This window comes from Pseudonocardia sp. (assembly GCF_050250275.1).
Classification (GTDB): domain Bacteria; phylum Actinomycetota; class Actinomycetes; order Mycobacteriales; family Pseudonocardiaceae; genus Pseudonocardia.
Genome location: NZ_JBFWOY010000044.1, coordinates 1 through 18,558 on the forward strand (window position 1 = coordinate 1; position 18,558 = coordinate 18,558).

The following is an 18,558-nucleotide window of genomic DNA, read 5'->3' on the forward strand; positions in this document are numbered from 1 at the left end:
CGCTCGCCGTGCCCACTGAGTGAGCTGGTCACGGTCGGCGTCGGTCAGGGTCACTGCAGGAGCCACGGGGTCCGGCATGAACCTAAGACTACCCAGCTAGCAAAGAAATAACGACTCACGACACTAGCCTTCCAGCGCCGCCCGTCCACCGGCGGCCGCCCTGCTCGCCGCCTCGGCGAGCGGCAGCGCGTTGTGGTCGCGCGACAGCACCTCGACCGCGAGTGGCACGTCGATGCCCAGGTGGTCGAGCTCGATCAGCCAGCTGTGCAGGTCGATCACCCCGTCGCCGGGGGTGAGCCGGAACTCCAGCGCGTCCTCGACCGGATCGGGCCGCGGAGTCGCGAGCATGTCGTTGAGCTGCACCGACACCACCATGTGTGCATAGGGTGCGAGATCCACGGGACCCGCCCGGTGCATGTGATAGGCGTCCAGCACGATCCCGGCGTTCGACGCGCCGGACGTCGTGATCAGCGCCGCGGCCTGCGCAGGCGTCGACACGGGTGAGTTGGCGCGCGGCTCGAACCCGACGGTCAGCCCGTGCTCCGCGGCCCGTGCGCACATGCCCGCGAAGCGCTCCGCGAGCCGGGGTTCTTCCACGCCGACGAGCTGGATCGTCGTCACCTGGCGGCAGCCTAGCGCGTCGGCCAGCGCGAACACGGCCTCCTCGTCGTCGCGGCTGCCCGAGTCCCAGCCCTTGAGCGGCTCGATCTCCGGCGCGGGGAAGCCGTCGAGAGCGGCGACCACGGCGTCGATCCCCGCCGCGACCACCTCGGCCGGTGCGAGCGCCAGCCCGGTGAACCCTGCGTCCGACGCGGCGCGGGCCCTGTCGCGCAACGTGTGTCGCGGCGGCTTGCTCATGTGCTCGCCGGTCAGCGTGAAGTAGCTGGCGACGAGGTCGGTGCGGTCGAGGAGTCCCATCAGCTCTTACCCGGCACGAGCGCCATCCCGTGCGTCCCGCCGAAGCCCGGCCCGATGTTGTTGTCCAGCGTCGTGACGACCTCGTACGACGTCAGGTCGATCACGCTCACGGAGCCCGTCTTCAGGTTGGCGACGAATGCCGTGTCCCCGTCGGCGGAGAAGCGGGTGGTGAACGGCAGCTCGTCGACCTCGACGGCCGCGAGCAGCGTCATCGAGTCGGGGTCGACGACGTTCACCCGGCCGCTGACCGGCCCCGGCGGGCTGTCGGGGGAGGGGAACAAGAACTCGGTGACGACGACGCGCCCGTCCGGCGCCACCCGCAGCGCCGAGACGTACTCGTCGAAGTCCAGCTGACCGACGACCTCGTCGGTCGCGACGTCGATCTTCAGCAGCCGCGGGGTCGGGGTGCCGGGCGGCGGCGTGGCCTTGTTGAGCTGCCCCTGCGAGACGTTGATGACCAGGCTCATCATCGGCGTCGCGACGAACGCGAACCGGCCGTCGGGGGAGCAGTCGATCTCCTCGGCGCCGCCGGGTGAGGCGATCTCGGTGAGCTGACGACGTTCCCGCAGGTCGGCGACCGAGATGACCGGCGCTTCCTTGTGCGCCACGTAGGCCTTCGACCCGTCGGGGGTGATCGCCATCCAGTGCGCGTTGCGGGCCTGCAGTGGGATGTCGGCGACGACCCGCCGGGTCGCGGCGTCGAGTACGACGATGCCGTTGCCGCCGTCGCCGGTCTCGACGCCGGTGTAGATGAGGTCGGCCGCCGGGTCGAACTCGACGTCGTGCGGCGCCTCGTACGGGCTGAGGTCGATGACGTCGACGACCTTGCGCGCGTCGACGTCGATCACCGAGATCTCGTGCGCCTTCGGCTTGCCCTCGTTGTAGGCGCCGGCCCGGTAGGTGTGGGCGAGATAGGCCAGCCGGCGGCCGGCGTCGAAGGCCATCTCGTGCGGCTGGGCGACGAGGCCCTCGACCGTCTCGAGCTTCTCCAGCGTCGTGGCGTCGAAGAAGTCGAGGGTGCAGCCGAACTGACTGCACACCATCAGGACGTCGCCGCTGCTCACGCGGGCACCTCCAGGTTCAGGGCCGGGTCGGCGAGGCCCGCCGTGAACTGCACCAGCTGGTAGGTCGCGGTGCCGTCGACGACGAACGGGTCACCGTCGAACAGGGCGCGGGCGGCGTCGGGATCGGTGCCGTGGGCGACGATCACACCCCCGGTGGCGCCGACGCGCGGGCCCGAGAACAGGAACCGGTGCGCGTCGACGTTCTCCTGCACGAACGCCTTGTGGGCCGCGAACAGCGGGCCGTCCCGGTCGATCTCGCGGTGGTACGTCAGCAGGCACACGAACATGGCGGTCGTCCTCGACTCGTCCGGCGGGTACGCGCCCGATCATTCCCTCGGCGACGCCGCCGCGTCCAGCGCTCACGGCTTCCAATTCTCATGGAATGGTTGTTACGCTCACTCAGCGAGTGATAGATGTGAGGACCGCGATCGAGGCCGGCACCGACGACGGCCGGAAGAAGGAGGCAGCGTGTCCGCAGGCCGGCCCAAGGAGATCCGCTTCAACGCGCTCGAGCAGGGCAACCCGAGCTTCCAGTCGTTCGGGCTGTGGGCCCACCCGCGCGACAAGGCGGTCGACTACACGTCGATCCGTTACTGGGCCGAGTACGCGCAGTTGCTGGAGCGCGGCCTGTTCGACAACCTCTTCATCGCCGACGTCTACGGCATGCCCGACGTCTACCGCGGCAACGCCGACGGCGCCCTGCGCAACGGCTCGCAGGCGCCCAGCGTCGACCCCGCCGTCCTGCTCCCCGGCATGGCCGCGGTGACGCAGAACCTTTGCTTCACGATGACGGGCAGCGCCACCTACGAGCGGCCGTACCAGTTCGCGCGCCGCCTCTCCACGCTCGACCACCTGCTCGAGGGCCGGCTGGGCTGGAACATCGTCACCAGCTACCTGGGCAGCGGCGCCCGCGCGATGGGCCTCGACGGGCTCATCCCGCACGACCGCCGCTACGACATGGCCGACGAGTTCTGCGACGGCGTCTACCGGCTGTGGGAGGAGTCCTGGGCCGAGGGGTCGCTGCCCAAGGACAAGGCCACCCGTGTCTACGCCGACCCGTCGAAGATCCGCCGCATCGACTTCGACGGCGAGTTCCACCGCTTCAGCGCCATCCACGCAGTCGAGCCGTCGCCGCAGCGCACCCCGGTGCTGTTCCAGGCCGGTGGCTCCACGCGCGGCCGGCAGTTCGCCGCCACCCACGCCGAGGGCATCTACCTCAACGGCACGACGATCGACATCGTCCGCGACAAGATCGCCGTGATGACCAAGGAGCTGGAGGCGGCCGGCCGCCCCCGCGACAGCGTGCGGTTCTTCGCCGGTGTGTCCGTCTTCGTCGACGAGACCGAGGAGCTGGCCCGCGCCCGCTACAACGACTACCTGAAGTACACGAGCTTCGAGGGCCTGATCTCGACGATGTCGGGCCTCATGGGCATCGACCTGTCGGAGTACCCCGTCGACAAGCCGATCGAGTACGAGGAGAACGACTCCAACCGCTCCGCGCTGGAGATGTTCACCCGCGGCAACTCGTGGACGGTCCGTCAGGTCCTCGAGGAGAAGGCCCTGTGCGGCACCAACATGGCGCTCATCGGCAGCCCCACGCAGATCGCCGACGAGCTCATCCACTGGATGGACGAGACCGACCTCGACGGCTTCAACATCGCGCGCATCGTGGCGCACGAGACCTACGAGAACTTCATCGACATGGTCGTCCCGGTCCTGCAGGAGCGCGGCCGGTACAAGACCGAGTACGCCCCCGGCACCTTCCGGGAGAAGCTCTTCGGCACCACCCGCATCCCGGAGACGCACCGGGCAGGTTCGTTCCGCCGCTGATCACCCCACCCCGTGAGCGGCGACGGTCGTCGCTCACGGGGCCTTTCGTCGCACCACCTCAACGTGGAGGTTCTGTGTTCAACGACGACCGCATCCTGACGACCCACACCGGGAGCCTGCCGCGCCCGGAGGACCTGACGGCGATGGTCTACGACCAGATCGACGGCAAGCCCGTCGACGCCGAGGCCCTGGACGCCCGGATCGACGCTGCCGTCGCCGAGGCCGTCGCGCAGCAGCGCGCGGCGGGCATCGACATCGTCTCCGACGGGGAGATGGCCAAGCCCGGCTTCATGAACTACGCGGCCAACCGGCTCAGCGGGTTCTCCGGCGCAGCCGCCCCGTTCGCCCTGCTCGACATGGACGACGCCCCCGAGCTGCTCGTCGCGCAGTACGGCGGCGAAGCGGGGGCGCACATCCGGCTGCCCAAGTGCACCGGCGACGTCACGTATGCGGGTCACGACGCCGTTGCCGCCGACATCGCCCGATTCACCGCGGTCCTCGGCGACTCGGGCGCGGCGGCCGGGTTCTTGCCCGCCATCTCGCCCGGCTGCGTCGCGCTCTTCACCCCCGACGAGCACTACGGCGACTACGAGGCCTACCTCTTCGCCGTCGCCGACGCGATGCGCGAGGAGTACAAGGCGATCGTCGAGGCCGGGCTCATGCTGCAGATCGACTCGCCCGACGTCCCGGGCGGCAAGCACTTCTCGACGTGGTGCACCTACGTCGCCGACAAGGGTTATGCGGCCTACGTCGAGCTGCACCTCGCGGCGCTCATCCGGGCGCTCGACGGGCTGCCGGCCGACCGCGTCCGGCTGCACATGTGCTGGGGCAACTACGCCGGTCCGCACCTGATGGACGTCGCGCTGGAGGAGGTCCTGGTCCCCGCGCTGAAGGCACCGGTCGGGTCGATCTCCTTCGAGGGCGCGAACCCCGCGCACGAGCACGAATGGGAGCTGTTCGAGCGCATCACGCTGCCCGACGACAAGGTCATCAGCCCCGGCGTCATCGACACCAAGACCAACGTCGTCGAGCGGCCCGAACTGGTGGCGCAGCGCATCGAGCGGTACGCGGGGCTGGTCGGCAAGGAGCGGGTGCAGCCCAGCACCGACTGCGGCTTCGGGACGTTCGTCGGCTTCGGCCCGGTGCTGCCCAAGGTCTCCTGGCTGAAGCTGAACGCCCTGGGCGCGGGAGCGGAACTGGCCTCGCGGCGCCTCTGGTGAGCGCCCTGAGTGGCAATGCCTGCCATGGCGACCATTGCCACTCACAGGCTCACTCGGTCGGGTGGACTTGGGTGCACGGCTGTCCTCTCGCGGAGACATCTTGCGGAAGCAAACACAGGGCCTGACCCGCGGATGTGCTGTGTGTACCGCTGAGTAACCAACAATTCGGTGTCGACGCGTCACGTCACCGTCGAATCCCGTCCTCGTTGTCGGACTCGTACCCGGTCACCCCCCGCGACCGGGTCGTCCCCAGAGCAGAGGACACGCATGGCCAACCACCGACTCGCGTCCCCGCCCGCGGAGACCGGCCTGCGCAGGTCGGTCGGACGGCGGAAGTTCCTCGGGTACCTCATCGCCGCACCGACGCTCGTCGTCGCCGCCGAACTGGCGCGCGAGCAGGTGTTCGGCGCGTCCCAGGCCGCCGCGGCGATCCCGTCCGTACCGCAGACCCCCGAGGCCTACGACCTCCTCGACGCGCTGCGCGACGCCATGCGTCCCACCGCCAACCTGATCCGCATCGAGGTCAACCGCGACGGCACCGTCTCGTTCGCGCTGCCCCGCTCGGACAACGGGCAGGGCATCGTCACCTCGACCCAGATGATCATCGCCGAGGAGATGGACCTCGACGTCGACCAGGTCCGTGTCACCCTTGCCGACGCCCGCCCCGAACTCCTGTTCAACCAGATCACCGGCGGCTCCAGCACCACCTTCACGACGTACACGCCGATCCGGGTCGCCGCGGCCCTGGCCCGCGGCCGGCTGCTGGAGGCGGGCGCCCAGCTGCTCGCCCAGGACGTCCGCACCGTCACCTCCCGCAAGGGCCTCGTCCTCGGCGCCGGGGGTCGTTCCATCCCCTTCGGCGACCTCGCCGAGAAGGCCGCGAGCGCGACGACGAAGCAGGTCGAGGTCACGCTCAAGGCGCGCGAGAAGTTCACGGTCATCGGCACGCCCCACAACAAGACCGACGCCCGCGACATCGTCACCGGCCGCAAGGTCTTCGCCACGGACCTTCAGATCCCCGACGCGCTGCCGACCGTGATCTGCCGGGCACCCGACCTCAACGGCACCCCCGACGACGTCGACAACCTCGACGACGTGCGCTCCATGCCGGGCGTGACCGACGTCGAGGTCGTCTCCACGGGCGTCGCCGTCCGGGCACGCACCTTCGGTCAGGCCATCGACGCGGTCAACGCGCTGCAGGTCAGCTGGAACCGCGGCACCGTCGCGGGCGAGGACGACGAGTCGATCCTGCGCCGGGTCCGGGCCGGCGAGCTGCCGATGGCGGTGCCCGCCGGGGTGGGAAAGACGATCGACAGGGCGTTCACGTTCTACACCGCCAGCAACAGCTCGCTGGAGACCAACTGCGCGCTCGCCGACGTCCGCTCCGACCGGGCCGAGATCTGGGGTCCGATGAAGAACCCCATCGCGGCGCAGGGCGACGTCGCCAAGATCGTCGACCTGCCGATCAGCAAGGTCACCGTGCACGTCACCCAGGGTGGCGGGTCGTTCGGGCGCAAGCTGTTCTACGACGCCGCGCTCGAGGCGGCCGAGTGCTCCAAGGTGTTCGGCAAGCCCGTCAAGCTGATGTGGACCCGCGCCGACGACTCCCGCCAGGGCCGCGTCCACCCGATGGCGACGAGCCGGGTGCGCGCGCAGGTGGGCGGCGACGCCGTCCTGAGCTACGAGCAGCGCCACACCAGCGTCGCCACCCAGATCAACCCCGGCCTCGGTGAGCCCGTCTCCGCGGCCGCGGTCAAGGCCCCGCTCGGGAACCTGACGCTCTCGGAGAGCATCTTCGAGCTCACCCAGGTCACCCCGTACGAGTTCGGCGCCTCGACGCGGCTGCTCAACGAGGTCGACATGCGCTTCAACACGAGCGCGATGCGCAACATCTACTCGCCCAACGTCGCCACCGCCCGTGAGCTGATGGTCGACGAGATCGCCGCGGCGATGGGCAAGGATCCGTACGAGTTCCGCCGGGAGTTCCTGCGCGGGGCCCGGCTGCGCGGCGTGCTCGACGCCGTCGCCAAGGAAGGCCGCTGGGGCCGCTCGATGAAGAAGGGCACCGCGCAGGGCCTCGGCGTCCACACCGAGTACAAGGCGGCGACCGCGGCGCTCGTCGAGATCGACTGCAGGCCCGAGACGGTCGGCCGGCCCATCCGCGAAGGCGTGACGGGCCCGCGCGTCACCCGGGTCACCTTCGCCGTCGACGTCGGGCTCGTGATCAACCCCAGGGGCCTCGAGGCGCAGATGATGGGCGGGATCAACGACGCCATCGCGCTGATCCTCACGTCGAGCCTGCACCTCACCGACGGCCACTTCGTCGAGGCCAGCTGGGACAACTACTTCTACACGCGGCAGTGGAACACCCCGCCCGAGCTCAACGTCGTGATCGTCGAGTCCGACGCGCCGGAACCGGGCGGGGCCGGTGAGCTCGGACTCAGCGCGGCGTGTGGCGCCATCGCGAACGCCTACGTGCGGGCCACGGGGATCGTCCCGGAGTACTTCCCGATCAACCACAAGGACCCGTTCCCGTTCGAGCCGAAGCCGACGGTCCCGCCGATCCCCGAGTCGCCGACCGACGGCCTCGACTTCACGTACTGAGAGGCGCCAGGTCATGGGTACGCACACCTTCACGCTCAACGGCGAACGCGTCACCGTCGACGTCGAGGACGACGTCCGCCTGCTCTGGGTCATCCGCGACATGCTCGGGGTGACCGGCCCGAAGTACGGCTGCGGCATCAACGTCTGCAAGGCGTGCACCAGCCACATCAACGGCAAGGCGTTCAACCCCTGCTCGGTTCCGGTCGGGGCGATCTCCGAGGACGACGAGGTCACCACGATCGAGGGCCTCGCCGACGGCGACACGCTCCACCCGATGCAGGAGGCGTGGCTCGACCGCGACGTCGCCCAGTGCGGCTACTGCCAGCCCGGCCAGATCATGGCCGCGGTCGCGAAGGTCCGGCAGTGCCGGGAGGAGGGTCGCGACGTCGACGACGACGCGATCGAGGAGATCCGCAACATCTGCCGCTGCGGCACCTACAACCGGATCCGTGAGGCCATCAAGGCCGGCGCGGAGAACATGTGAGGCACCCCGTGAAGAAGGCGATCATCGCAGCGCTCGCGCTCGGCGGCGCGGTCCTGCCCACCGGCACGGCGTTCGCCGACGAGGCACCTCCCAGCGACGCGGCCCAGGCGGTCAGCGCCGTCGGGGCGACCGGTGCGACGGCGGCCGCATCGTTCCTCGACGCCGCCGACGGCAACGGCCCGGTCGGCGCCGACGGCACCGAGTCCGAGGTCCCGGTGCCCAGCTACAACTGGGTCGACGGTCCGGTCAGCGGCCTGCTGGACGGTCCCTTCGACTGACGTCCTTGGGGAAGCGCCGCCACCCTGGACGTACTGAACGGTCCCGGGTGGCGTGACGGCGGCCGCCTCCGTGGTGCGGAGGCGGCCGGTCGGATACGCGGAACCGGTGAATCCGGCGACGGAGCCCCTCTCCCGTGGTGTCATGGAACGGCACGCGGGTGAGGTGGATGCGCATGCCGGACGGCGGAGTCGGTCGCCACGGCCACGGGCCCGGCGGACAGCCGTGGGGTCACGGCGGTCCGGGAGGCTTCGGGCCGCCCGGCTGGGACGGTCCGGACCTGCACTGGATGATGGGGCCGGTCGCCGTTCTCGTGACGGTTCTCGTCGTCACGCTGGTGTTCCGGCTGGTCAGGGCGGCGTGGGACCGGGCGCGGCGCGAACCTGTCCGTGACGACGTCCGTGCCCGCTGGGACGCCGCCGTCACCCGACACGCCGAGACGGCCCGGGCCTACGCGGAGTTCGAGTGCGATCCCGCCGAGGTCCTGGCCCGCCCCGCACTGTGCGACGTGACGTGGCCCGCGACCGCCCGGTTCGTCGACGCCTTCGCCGAGGCCTCCGCGCTGCACACCGAGACCTACCCGGGCGCCGCCGCGGCCGCCGGGTTCATCCGTGCCGCCGACGTCGCCGCCCGCGCATGGACCGCGACCCGCGACGCCGCCGAGCGGGCCCGGTGGGCGCGCTTCGACGCCGCCGAACGCGCCCTGCTCGACCAGGCCGTGCGGCTGCTCGACGTCGCGCAGGAGTCGCCGTTCGAGGAGGAACGCCGCCTCGCCTACGCGCGCCTCGCCCGGCGCCTCGCCGACCTGGAACGCCGCACCGGCTGGGCGGCACCGCGACCGGTCACGGCCTCGCTGGCCGCGCGCGCCCGGCCCCTGCTCGAACGCGGCGGCGGTCGGCATCGGCGCGCCGGCGACGCCGAACCCCGCCCGGCCGCGCAGGCACTCTGACCTGCTGTTCGAGCATCACCTGGTCACGGCTGTCGGGAGACACGCCCTAGCTCTGCGGAGCGTCCGAGTGGACCAGGAGCCCGAACTTCGCAGGGTCGTGGTCGCTGTCGTCGCGTGGAACGAGGAAGTACTCGGCCCCGGCCGGAATCAACGTCAGCAGGAGTCGAGCCGACTCCCCGCGCACCTTGACCCCGTGTGACACGCCCTTCGGCAGAGCTGCGTAGGAGCCCGCCTCGACCTCGATCTCCTGGTCACCGACGAACGCGGTGACCGCACCCTCGAGGACGTAGACGGTCTCGTCCTCGCGCGTGTGGGTGTGGATCGGGCCTTCGCCGCCCGCCCGCACGTTCCACTCGACCACCGACCACTGCCCCCCGGTGTGGTCGCCCTCGACCTTCAACTCGGCCGTCGAGCCGTCGGCGGACGTGACCGTTCGACCACCCTGCGGGCCGGTGAGAACAGCATCGTTCAGGGCCATTGCGACTCCTTCGTCGATCATGAACACGTAACTGGACTTGTACGACCCAGAAACTATACCCATCGACGGGTCATCACACGCGAGCCTGCCGGTGTAAAGGTGTTCAATTGCAGGTGAGCGACCATATGTGTCGGCCCACACGATGCTGACATGTTGGACTCAATGGTCCTACTTCATGCGCGGGGTCGGCCGAGGGGTTCGTCGGGTTCGTGGTGCTCTCGCGCAGCCGGCCGACGTCGCCGGGCTCGGCCGTCCGGGGCACTCGCCGACGGTGACCGTCTCGTGACACAGGACGTCACCCGTTCGTGTGACGACGGCGGGTTCCGGGTACGCCGGTCGTCACACCCGACGAGGAGGCGCCCCCATGGCCGTGCACCGGGACGAGGCCTGGAACACGCGGCACCGCTCGGAAGGGCCGCTGAACAGGGCCGACCGGAACTTCGCCGAACTGCTGCAGGAGCTGCGCGTCGTCTTCACCGGCGTGCCGATCCTGTTCGGGTTCCTGCTGACGCTGTCGTTCAGCGAACGCTTCCGGTCCCTCGACGGCTTCCAGCACATCCTGTTCGTCGCCACCCTCGGCTGCGCGGCGATCTCGGCGACACTCGTCGTCGCACCCGTCGCCGCCCACCGCGTGACCTTCCAGCGCAACCGCAAACGCGAACTGGTCCGCCTCGGCCACCGCATGGTCATCGCCGGTCTCGCCGCGTTCGCGCTGACGCTGTGCTCCGGGGTCCTGCTCGTCCTCGACATCGCGATCGGGCGCGTCCCGGCGCTGGTCGGGGCGGGTGTCCTCGTGCTGCTGACCGTCGTGCTGTGGGTCGGGATCCCGATGCGGCTGCGGCACCCGTCGCAGGCCGACGCCCGCCTCCCGGAGCCCGCGCGGAACCTGTCCGACGCCCGGCCGCGCGGGCTGAGCCGCCGGTCCGGCCGGGAGGTCGCCGGCCGCCTCGGCGCCGAGACCTGAGAGTTGACCTGTCCCTCGGCGGTGGGGGAGTCTCGCCCCGGGCCCCGACCCGGAAGGTGGAACGACGTGGACGTCGCCGAACTGCTTGCGCGCGAGGAGATCCGGGACGTGCTGCTGCGCTACTGCCGCGGTGTCGACCGCGGCGACCTCGACCTGTTGCGCTCGGCGTACCACCCCGACGGCACCGACGACCACGGCATCTTCTCGGGCAACGCCCACGAGTTCGCCGAGTGGATCCTCGACCGGCCCGGCCGCGGCGACCTCGTCACGCAGCACCACCTGACCAACGTCTCGATCGAGGTCGACGGCGACGAGGCCCGCGCGGAGACCTACTTCGTCGCCGTGCACCGCCGCCCCGGCCCACCGGTCTCGGTCGGCCAGTTCGGCGGCCGCTACGTCGACCGGCTCACCTGCCGCGACGGGCAGTGGCGCATCGCCGAGCGCACCGTCGTCCACGACTGGAGCCTGGGCGAGATCGTCGGTCCGGAATGGGGCGGGCTCGACTCCTTCGCCCGCGGTGGCCAGGCCCCCGACGACCCCGGCCACCGCCTCCTCGCCTAGAAGCCCGGGAACGCCACGCAGACCGGGTTGGCCGTGGCCAGGGTGGCGAGGTGGGTCAGCGTGCCGGTGTCGTCGTCGAAGGTGAAGGCGACGAGCTCGTCGCTGTTCTGGTTGCCCAGCAGCACGATCCGGCCGTCGGGGGAGAGTGCGAGCTCCCGGGGGTAGCGGCCGCGGCCGGGTTCGGTGTGGACGAGCACCGGCGCGTCCCCGTCGACGCGCAGGACGGCGATGCTGTCGTGTCCGCGGTTGGACACCAGCAGGTGCCGGCCCGACGTGCCGACGCGGATCGCGGCGGTCAGGTTGGGCTCGGTGGAACCCGCCGGGAGCGTCGGGACGACGGCCGTCCGGCGGAAGCCGTCGCCGTCCCGGCGCAGCGCGAGGACTGTGCTGTCGAGCTCGCAGAGGACGTAGAGCCGTTCGCCGTCGGGATGGAAGACGAGGTGGCGGGGGCCGGCGCCCGCGGGCGCGTCGATGCGCAGCTCGGGGCGTTCGGTGAGGGTGCCGTCGTCGCCGAGGGTGTAGCCCAGGACGGCGTCCATGCCGAGGTCGGGGACGAGGACGTCGCCGGTGCGGGGGTCGAGGCCGATCATGTGCGCGTGCGCGGCGGTCTGGCGGCGCGGGTGGACGCTCGTGCCCTCGTGCTGGACGACGGCGGTGGGTTCACCGATGTCGCCGTCGGCACCGATGGGGAAGACGGACACCGATCCGGAGACGTAGTTGGCGGCGAGGACGTACCGGCCGCTCGGGTCGAGGACGACGTGGCAGGCGCCGGCGCCGGAGGGGCGGCAGGTCTGCGGGGTGAGGGCGCCGGTGCCGGGGTCGCGGGCGAACGCGGTGACGGTGCCGCCGGTGCGGTCGCCGTCGTCGGCGGACTCGTCGCAGGCGTAGAGGGCTCGGCCGTCGGGGGAGAGGGCCAGGTAGGACGGGTTGCGGGTGCGGGCGAGCAATGTCACCGGCCCGAACCTGCCGGTCGTGGTGTCGAGGCTGGTGCCGAGGATGCCCTCGTTGTGGCCGTCGACGTGGCCGAGCGCGGTGGTGTAGGTGCCGATGATCAGCGGCAGGACGGGCACGGGGGGCCTCCGGTGGTCGGGCCATTGCGGGCGTCACGCTACTCCGACTTGTTTGCTTAGCGGCAAGCAAATACTGTGGCCGCATGCTGCGCGTCGCTCCCGCTTCCCGAACGGCACCCGCCGCGGGATCGGTCCTGTCCGACGAGCCGCTCCCCGGTCGATGGCTCGTCTTCGGTGTCGTCGGCCTCGCGCTGCTGCTCGGTTCCATCGACCAGACGTCCGTCGCCACCGCGCTCCCGACGATGCAGGCCGACCTCGGCGGCTCACTCGGCTGGATCGGCTGGACGATCACGATCTACTCCGTCGGCCAGATCGTCGCCCTGCCCATCGCGGGCCGGCTGTCCGACCAGTTCGGCCGGCGCACCGTCTTCCTCACCGCCGTCGCCGTGTTCACCGTGACCTCGCTGCTCGCGGGACTCGCCGGCAACGTCGCGCTCCTCATCGCCGCTCGCGCCGTCCAGGGCCTCGCCGCGGGCGCGATCATGCCCGCCGCCACCGGCATCGTCGCCGAACGGTTCGGCCGCAACCGCGACCGTGCGATCGGCCTGTTCACCAGCATCTTCCCGATCGGTGCGATCGTGGGACCGGTCGTCGGCGGCATCCTCGTCACCTACACGTCGTGGCGCGCGATCTTCTTCGTCAACCTCCCGCTCGGCGTGATCATCGTGATCGGCGGGCTGCTGCTCATCGGCCGTGGCGGCGCCCGCCGCGTCCAGGCATCGGCCATCGACTTCGGCGGCATCGGGCTGCTCACCCTCGTCCTCGTCGCCGGGATGACGACGATCACCGCTCTCGGCGGGAGCGGCGACCCCCTCCTGCGCTGGGGGCTGGTCGGCGGCGCGGCCGCGGCCACCGCGATCGCGGTCTGGCGGTTCCTGCACCACGCGCGCGTCAAGGAGGACGCGGTCGTCCCCATGCGGCTGCTGCGCGGCAGCGTGTTCGGCCCGCTCAACATCATCAACGTCATGTTCGGCGCCGGGGCCCTCGGCTTCTCGACGCTCGTCCCGCTCTACGCCGAACACCGCTACGGGCTCGGCCCGCTCGTCGCCGGCAGCCTGCTGTCGGTCCGGGCGATCGCGATGATCGCGACGTCGTCGCTGTCGGTGGCGCTGCTGCGCACCGTCGGCACCCGGCGCCTGATGCTCATCGGCTACGCGGGCATGGCCGTCGGCACCGGGCTGCTCGCCGTCCCCCCGCCCGGCGGGATGTCCGCCGAGCTGTGGCTGTCGATCACCGCCGGTGTCGCCGGACTGGGCATGGGCGCCGCCGCGCCGTCGAGCAACAACGCCTCGATGCACCTGGCCAAGCAGGAGATCTCCGCGATCGCCGGGCTGCGGGCCATGTTCCGCCAGACCGGCGGCATCGCCGGCATCTCGATGACGACGGCGATCATCTCGCTCGCCGCCAACCCAGGGGTGGCTCAGGGCTACGCGTTCCTCGGCTTCGCCGTGCTGCTGCTCGTCGCCCTGCCGGTGATCTTCCGCCTCCCCGACCACCGCGGCTCGTGGTGACCGGGCAGGCCGGCTGACCGCCACCACGGCCCGGACCGGCGGATCGCGCAGCTCAGCCGAGGAGCTCCCGCAGCCGCTCCGCGTCGCCGCCGTCCACGTCGACGATCTTGGTGCGTGCGGTGGCACCGGTCACCAGCCGCACCGCGGCGCGCGGAACGCCGAACGCCTTGGCCACGGCCCGCAGCGCTGCGGCGGTCGCGGCGCCGTCGACAGCTCGTTCACTCACCCGCACGACGAGGGCGTCGGCGTGCGCGCCGCCGACCACGGTCCGCGGTGCGCCGGGCCGGACACGGATCGTCAGCCGCAGCGTCGTCACCCGCACAGTGTGTGTCATCGACGGAGCGGTACGCGGCGCCGGACCCGGTCACGCGTCGGCAGCACCCCCGAGCATCCGAGCGCGGTCGCCGCGAGAACCGGGCACCCGCCGCTCAGCGGTTGACGGTGTCGGCATCGCACGCGAGCGAGTCCTGCGGGGCGACCGGCCACGCCTCGAGTGCCGGGCAGGCGAGTACCGCGTCGACGAGTCGGTGCGGACCCCCGACCAGTGTGGAGTCGAAGTCCACCTCCGTGGCCACACACCACGAGCGGTCGACGGGCCAGAACAGGTTCGGCGACTGCGGCCATCGACCACGCGGGTCCCCGAGTTCCGCCGCGGCGCCGAGCCGACCGGTGAACAGCAGATGGTTCCGCCCGGGCAGCGACAGCCGCGGCCCGTCGAGGACCTCGAGCGGGAACGCCGAGGGCGGTTCGCCCTCCTCCAGCACGGTGCCGTCGGCGGCGATCCGGCGGAACCAGGCGCCGCGCCCGTCGACCCAGCCCAGGCCCTCCCACAGCGCGAACACGCATCGCTGGTCGCCGGTGGGCTCCCCGAGGACATCGAGGAGCGCGGCCAGCGGCTCCGCCGGCAGGTTCCCGATGTCCGGCGGGGACCCTGACCAGATCCGACGACGGGCGTCCGCCCCGTCATCGCCTGCGACCTCGTGGGTGCGGGAGATCTCCCGCCACTGCATCAGCGGGTGGGCAGTCGTCCCGGCCGCCCCACACACCTGCGCCCACGAACTGGACGCACCGGCCGCGGTGTGCGGCGGGTGGAGAACGCGGGCGTAGGCGTCGAAGACCGCAGGGATGCACTGACCGACGGTGCCGTCCAGCCGGACGAGGTGGTCGGCGATCCAATCCCCGGCGCTGACGTCCGGGAGCCAGTCCGGTCCCATGCACCCATGATCGCCACCGACAGGTGCGGCGGCCACCGGTTTGTGCGTAGCTGCCTGCCCGCGGATCCGTAACGATCGAACGGCTCCTGCCGAGTGGATCCTCGCGAGCGCCGGCCCTGCCGGGACGGCCCCGGCGAGACGAGGACGTCCACATGGGCAGCGCGACCGCGAACTCCACCGACGTCCTGGTCGTCGGCGCCGGACCGATCGGGCTGACCGCCGCGTTGGAACTGCGCAGGCGCGGGGTGGAGTGCCGGCTCGTCGACAAGCTGGTCGAGCCGCCGCAGTACGCCAAGGCGGTCGGGGTGCAGGCCCGCACGTTGGAGCTGTGGGAGAAGTCGGGTGTCCTGCCCGCGATGCTCGACGCGGCGACGTCGATGTTCGGCCAGTACGTGTACCGCAACGGCGAGCGCGTCGCGCGCCTCGAGATGCGGCTGCCGCCGGACATGTCCTACGGCTTCATGGCCCTGCCGCAGTACGAGACCGAGAGGCTGCTTCGCGAGGCCCTCGCCCGCCTCGGGACGGCCCCCGAGCGGGGGGTGGAGCTGCTGTCGTTCACCCAGGACGACGACGGTGTCACGGCCGAGCTGGCCGGTCCCGGGGGGCCGGAGTCCGTGCGGGCGCGGTACCTCGTCGGTGGCGACGGCGCGCACAGCACGGTCCGCAAGGCGCTCGGGCTGAGCTTCGAGGGCGGGGCGTTCGCCGAGGAGTACATGCTGGGGGACGTGGAGGTCGACTGGTCGATCCCGCGCGGCTGGAGCGTGCGCGCTACGACGGAGCAGGACGGCAAGGTCGTCGACGCGCTGGTGTGCATCCCGCTGCCCGGGCACAAGCGCTACCGGATGTCGATGCTCGTCCCCCACGACCTGTCGACGGCCGCGCCCGGCGCGAACGAGATCGCCCACGGATTCGAGGGCGGGCGTGCGCCGGAGCTGCACCACATCCAGGCCGTCCTCGACCGGCTCTCCCCCGAGCCGACGACGGCGCGGAACCTGCGCTGGTCGTCGGTGTTCCGGATCAGCCACCGGATCGCGGGGGCGTACTCAGGCGGGCGCGCGTTCGTCGCGGGCGACGCCGCGCACATCCACCCGCCGACGGGCGCCCAGGGCATGAACACCGGCATCCAGGATGCGGTCAACCTGGCCTGGAAACTGGCCGCGGCCGTCCACGGCACCGCTGCGCCGGGGCTGCTCGACAGCTACGACGCCGAACGCCGGCCGGTGGGCGAGGAGGTCGTCGGCCGCACGGTGAAGGCCGCCGCGACCGGCATCAGGATCGACTCCTCCGACCCCTACGCCGTGATCCGCCGCGAGGCACAGATGCTGGTGGGCTACCGCGGCAGCCCGATCGTCGGCGCCGTCGACGAGACGTTGCCGGCGGCCGCGCCCCAGCCCGGCGACCGTGCCCCCGATGCCCGGGGGCTGGTCCGCGACATCGTGCTCTATCCGGTCCGGCTCTTCGAGCTGCTGCGCGGCCCCGGTTCCGCCGTGCTCGTCTACGCCGACACCGACGCGACGGCGGCGCGCATCGACGCGGTCGTCGACGCGGCACGGACGGCGCTCGGTGACGTCGCCGCCTACGCGGTGCTGGCCGACGGCGTCGACGCCCCCGACCTGCAGGCCCCGACGGTCCGCGACGCCGCCGGCGGCTTCCGCGAGGCGTACGCGGCCACCGACGGGACAGTCCTGGTCGTGCGGCCGGACGGTTACGTCGGCCATCGCGGAACGGTCGCCGACGTCGCCGGGATCATCGGGTACGCGGCGCTCGTGGTCGCCCCGGAGAGGAGCGGGGTGCTCGCCCCGGGGTGAGGAGCGGGGTGCTCGCCGCGGGGTGATCCGGATCACGATCTCCCCGGTTGTGTCGGTGCCCGCCGCAGGAAAGGCTCGATCGGAAACGATTCCGGCGACCCCGTGAGGAACAAGAGTGAGCCTCTCCAGTGGCGACACGATCCCCGACGTCACCCTGACGACGATGACCAAGGACGGGCCCGCTCCCGTCGGCAGCCGCGAGGCCCTCGGCACGGGAACCGTCGTGCTGTTCGCCGTGCCCGGCGCGTTCACGCCCGCGTGCTCCGACCAGCACCTGCCCGAGTACGTGCTGCGGGCCGACGAGCTGCGCGCCAAGGGTGTCGACAAGATCGCCTGCATCGCGGTGAACGACGTGTTCGTCCTCGACGCCTGGGGCCGCTCCCGTGAGACGGGCGACTCCGTGGTCATGCTCGCCGACGGCAACGGCGACTTCGCCAAGGCCGTGGGCCTGGAGCTCGACGCCACCGGCTTCGGCCTGGGCGTGCGGTCGCAGCGCTACGCGGCCGTCCTGAAGGACGGCGTCGTGAGCGACATCTGGGTGGAGTCCGTTCCCTCCGACGTGACGGTCAGCTCGGCCGACGCGGTGCTCAAGACCCTCTGACGCCACTGCCGCACACCTTCCGTCCCTGTCGCACCGCTTGCAGAGGGTGCGGCGCGCACCGAAGGTGTGCGGCAGCTCAGCGGCGGAGCACCGCGCGGAGGCGCTGCGCCGTCGGGCCGAAGTCGGTGAGGTCGGCCCACGTCCAGCGGACGACGTGCAGCCCCGCCGCGCGCAGCGCGTCCTCCCGGCGCTTCTCCGCCCACACGACGTCGGCCGGGGCCTCCCCGGAGATCGCCGGGACGCCCCGGCGCCCGTACTTCACCCGGCCGTCGAACTCGCCCACCACGCGCTGCCCGGGCCAACCGAAGTCGGTGCGGCCCAGCAGCCGGCCGCTGTCGCGCACCTCCCACTGCAGCCGCGGTGCCGGCAGCCCCGCCTCGTGCAGCGCGACCCGGCTCCGGGACTCGCCGACGCTCGCGGACCGTCCGTCGGCGAACGCGACGACGCGGGACGCGGCCGGACCGCCCCGCCGCCCGCCCGCGCGTCCGACGGCGACCGCGAGGGAGGCCGTGGAGACGAGCCCGGCACCGAGTGCGGCGTCGGCGGCCACGACGGCCGCCTCGAACGCGAGCGTGCGGGCCAGGTCGACGACGGTCCGCGCGACCGTCGTGACCGCCACGCCGTCGACCTCGGTCACCTCGTCCGGGCGCAGCGGTGCGGCGTGGACGTGGCGGAGCCTCTCGCGGCGCCCGCCGCCCGGCCGGTCGCGGGTGAGGTGGACGAGGCTCGTGGGCAGGCCCCAGGTCGGCAGGCCGTGCAGGAGCGCGGCGGAGGCATGGCTCGCGACCGCCCCGGGCGCCGCCCGGCGCAGCGCGGCACGGACCCGCAGGCGGTGCCGCGCGGCGGCGTCCACGACGCGCGGGTCGTCGCCGGCCGCGTAGCTGCCCCGGGCGACGCGGTGCAGCCGCCCGTCGCGTCGTCGTCGCCGGAGCTCACCGTCGGTGAACCCCGCGCCGACGAGCTCGGCCCGGGTCGCCAGTCCGTACCTGTCCATGTGCCGAGCCTG

Annotated in this window: 19 protein-coding genes; 11 read left to right on the forward strand and 8 right to left on the reverse strand. The window is 71.9% G+C overall.

Going from position 1 to position 18,558, the window contains the following annotated elements; genetic code table 11:
• Positions 1–123: 123 nt before the first annotated feature.
• From AB7F12_RS28670 to AB7F12_RS28680, 3 genes are read right to left on the reverse strand one after another with little or no spacing between them, the layout of a single operon-like run.
• Positions 124–918, reverse strand: a complete 795-nt coding sequence (locus AB7F12_RS28670; RefSeq protein ID WP_428502505.1) for a sugar phosphate isomerase/epimerase family protein — start codon at positions 916–918, stop codon at positions 124–126.
• The gene (locus tag AB7F12_RS28675; RefSeq protein WP_428502504.1) at positions 918–1,982 is read right to left on the reverse strand and encodes a YncE family protein; all 1,065 of its coding nucleotides are present in this window, start codon (positions 1,980–1,982) and stop codon (positions 918–920) included. The genes AB7F12_RS28670 and AB7F12_RS28675 overlap by 1 nt, the downstream gene beginning before the upstream one ends.
• Positions 1,979–2,269 (reverse strand): YciI family protein, encoded by a 291-nt coding sequence (locus tag AB7F12_RS28680; protein ID WP_428502503.1) that lies wholly within the window; start codon positions 2,267–2,269, stop codon positions 1,979–1,981. The genes AB7F12_RS28675 and AB7F12_RS28680 overlap by 4 nt, the downstream gene beginning before the upstream one ends.
• A gap of 181 nt (positions 2,270–2,450) precedes the next feature.
• Here AB7F12_RS28680 and AB7F12_RS28685 point away from each other — a divergent pair, with 181 nt between their 5' ends.
• From AB7F12_RS28685 to AB7F12_RS28710, 6 genes are all read left to right on the forward strand, one after another.
• Positions 2,451–3,812, forward strand: a complete 1,362-nt coding sequence (locus tag AB7F12_RS28685) for an LLM class flavin-dependent oxidoreductase (protein WP_428502502.1) — start codon at positions 2,451–2,453, stop codon at positions 3,810–3,812.
• 74 nt (positions 3,813–3,886) lie between these two features.
• Entirely contained in the window at positions 3,887–5,032 is a 1,146-nt protein-coding gene (locus tag AB7F12_RS28690) for a cobalamin-independent methionine synthase II family protein (RefSeq protein ID WP_428502501.1), read from the forward strand.
• A gap of 267 nt (positions 5,033–5,299) precedes the next feature.
• A complete protein-coding gene (locus AB7F12_RS28695) occupies positions 5,300–7,636 on the forward strand; it encodes a molybdopterin cofactor-binding domain-containing protein (RefSeq protein WP_428502500.1) in 2,337 nt (778 codons plus the stop codon).
• A 13-nt stretch (positions 7,637–7,649) separates the two neighbouring features.
• Positions 7,650–8,120 carry a (2Fe-2S)-binding protein gene (locus tag AB7F12_RS28700; RefSeq protein ID WP_428502499.1) on the forward strand — a complete coding sequence of 157 codons (471 nt, stop codon included), beginning with the start codon at positions 7,650–7,652 and terminating at the stop codon, positions 8,118–8,120.
• On the forward strand, positions 8,117–8,398 hold the full coding sequence (locus AB7F12_RS28705) for a hypothetical protein (protein ID WP_428516299.1): 282 nt from the start codon (positions 8,117–8,119) through the stop codon (positions 8,396–8,398). The genes AB7F12_RS28700 and AB7F12_RS28705 overlap by 4 nt, the downstream gene beginning before the upstream one ends.
• Positions 8,399–8,571: 173 nt before the next feature.
• Positions 8,572–9,345: a hypothetical protein gene (locus tag AB7F12_RS28710; protein WP_428499764.1), complete on the forward strand. Its 774-nt coding sequence runs from the start codon at positions 8,572–8,574 to the stop codon at positions 9,343–9,345.
• Positions 9,346–9,391: 46 nt separating this feature from the next.
• Here AB7F12_RS28710 and AB7F12_RS28715 read toward each other — a convergent pair whose 3' ends face one another.
• Positions 9,392–9,823 carry a cupin domain-containing protein gene (locus tag AB7F12_RS28715; protein ID WP_428499763.1) on the reverse strand — a complete coding sequence of 144 codons (432 nt, stop codon included), beginning with the start codon at positions 9,821–9,823 and terminating at the stop codon, positions 9,392–9,394.
• A gap of 364 nt (positions 9,824–10,187) precedes the next feature.
• Between AB7F12_RS28715 and AB7F12_RS28720 the strand changes: the two genes are divergently transcribed.
• Both AB7F12_RS28720 and AB7F12_RS28725 read left to right on the forward strand, forming a co-directional pair.
• Positions 10,188–10,787, forward strand: a complete 600-nt coding sequence (locus AB7F12_RS28720; RefSeq protein ID WP_428499762.1) for a DUF6328 family protein — start codon at positions 10,188–10,190, stop codon at positions 10,785–10,787.
• Between the two features lie 66 nt (positions 10,788–10,853).
• Positions 10,854–11,348, forward strand: coding sequence for a nuclear transport factor 2 family protein (locus tag AB7F12_RS28725; protein ID WP_428499761.1), 495 nt, complete (start codon positions 10,854–10,856; stop codon positions 11,346–11,348).
• Here AB7F12_RS28725 and AB7F12_RS28730 read toward each other — a convergent pair.
• Entirely contained in the window at positions 11,345–12,418 is a 1,074-nt protein-coding gene (locus tag AB7F12_RS28730; protein WP_428499760.1) for a lactonase family protein, read from the reverse strand. The genes AB7F12_RS28725 and AB7F12_RS28730 overlap by 4 nt on opposite strands.
• A gap of 83 nt (positions 12,419–12,501) precedes the next feature.
• On the opposite strand from AB7F12_RS28730, the gene AB7F12_RS28735 reads away from it, so the two are divergent.
• Entirely contained in the window at positions 12,502–13,929 is a 1,428-nt protein-coding gene (locus AB7F12_RS28735; protein ID WP_428499759.1) for an MFS transporter, read from the forward strand.
• A 52-nt stretch (positions 13,930–13,981) separates the two neighbouring features.
• Here AB7F12_RS28735 and AB7F12_RS28740 read toward each other — a convergent pair whose 3' ends face one another.
• Positions 13,982–14,263 carry a DUF167 domain-containing protein gene (locus tag AB7F12_RS28740; protein ID WP_428499758.1) on the reverse strand — a complete coding sequence of 94 codons (282 nt, stop codon included), beginning with the start codon at positions 14,261–14,263 and terminating at the stop codon, positions 13,982–13,984.
• 94 nt (positions 14,264–14,357) lie between these two features.
• Positions 14,358–15,143 (reverse strand): hypothetical protein, encoded by a 786-nt coding sequence (locus tag AB7F12_RS28745; RefSeq protein WP_428499757.1) that lies wholly within the window; start codon positions 15,141–15,143, stop codon positions 14,358–14,360.
• A gap of 152 nt (positions 15,144–15,295) precedes the next feature.
• Here AB7F12_RS28745 and AB7F12_RS28750 point away from each other — a divergent pair, with 152 nt between their 5' ends.
• Both AB7F12_RS28750 and AB7F12_RS28755 read left to right on the forward strand, forming a co-directional pair.
• Positions 15,296–16,951: an FAD-dependent monooxygenase gene (locus AB7F12_RS28750; protein WP_428499756.1), complete on the forward strand. Its 1,656-nt coding sequence runs from the start codon at positions 15,296–15,298 to the stop codon at positions 16,949–16,951.
• Positions 16,952–17,066: 115 nt separating this feature from the next.
• Positions 17,067–17,552 carry a peroxiredoxin gene (locus AB7F12_RS28755; protein WP_428499755.1) on the forward strand — a complete coding sequence of 162 codons (486 nt, stop codon included), beginning with the start codon at positions 17,067–17,069 and terminating at the stop codon, positions 17,550–17,552.
• Between the two features lie 76 nt (positions 17,553–17,628).
• Here AB7F12_RS28755 and AB7F12_RS28760 read toward each other — a convergent pair whose 3' ends face one another.
• On the reverse strand, positions 17,629–18,546 hold the full coding sequence (locus AB7F12_RS28760) for a hypothetical protein (RefSeq protein ID WP_428499754.1): 918 nt from the start codon (positions 18,544–18,546) through the stop codon (positions 17,629–17,631).
• Positions 18,547–18,558 lie beyond the last annotated feature (12 nt).

Bases quoted from the DNA above. Each gene is read 5' to 3' on its own strand.
- AB7F12_RS28670 (WP_428502505.1), bottom strand. From the start codon at position 918: ATGGGACTCCTCGACCGCACCGACCTCGTCGCCAGCTACTTCACGCTG.
- AB7F12_RS28680 (WP_428502503.1), bottom strand. From the start codon at position 2,269: ATGTTCGTGTGCCTGCTGACGTACCACCGCGAGATCGACCGGGACGGC.
- AB7F12_RS28695 (WP_428502500.1), top strand. From the start codon at position 5,300: ATGGCCAACCACCGACTCGCGTCCCCGCCCGCGGAGACCGGCCTGCGC.
- AB7F12_RS28700 (WP_428502499.1), top strand. From the start codon at position 7,650: ATGGGTACGCACACCTTCACGCTCAACGGCGAACGCGTCACCGTCGAC.
- AB7F12_RS28710 (WP_428499764.1), top strand. From the start codon at position 8,572: ATGCCGGACGGCGGAGTCGGTCGCCACGGCCACGGGCCCGGCGGACAG.
- AB7F12_RS28715 (WP_428499763.1), bottom strand. From the start codon at position 9,823: ATGGCCCTGAACGATGCTGTTCTCACCGGCCCGCAGGGTGGTCGAACG.
- AB7F12_RS28720 (WP_428499762.1), top strand. From the start codon at position 10,188: ATGGCCGTGCACCGGGACGAGGCCTGGAACACGCGGCACCGCTCGGAA.
- AB7F12_RS28735 (WP_428499759.1), top strand. From the start codon at position 12,502: ATGCTGCGCGTCGCTCCCGCTTCCCGAACGGCACCCGCCGCGGGATCG.
- AB7F12_RS28740 (WP_428499758.1), bottom strand. From the start codon at position 14,263: ATGACACACACTGTGCGGGTGACGACGCTGCGGCTGACGATCCGTGTC.
- AB7F12_RS28745 (WP_428499757.1), bottom strand. From the start codon at position 15,143: ATGGGACCGGACTGGCTCCCGGACGTCAGCGCCGGGGATTGGATCGCC.
- AB7F12_RS28750 (WP_428499756.1), top strand. From the start codon at position 15,296: ATGGGCAGCGCGACCGCGAACTCCACCGACGTCCTGGTCGTCGGCGCC.
- AB7F12_RS28760 (WP_428499754.1), bottom strand. From the start codon at position 18,546: ATGGACAGGTACGGACTGGCGACCCGGGCCGAGCTCGTCGGCGCGGGG.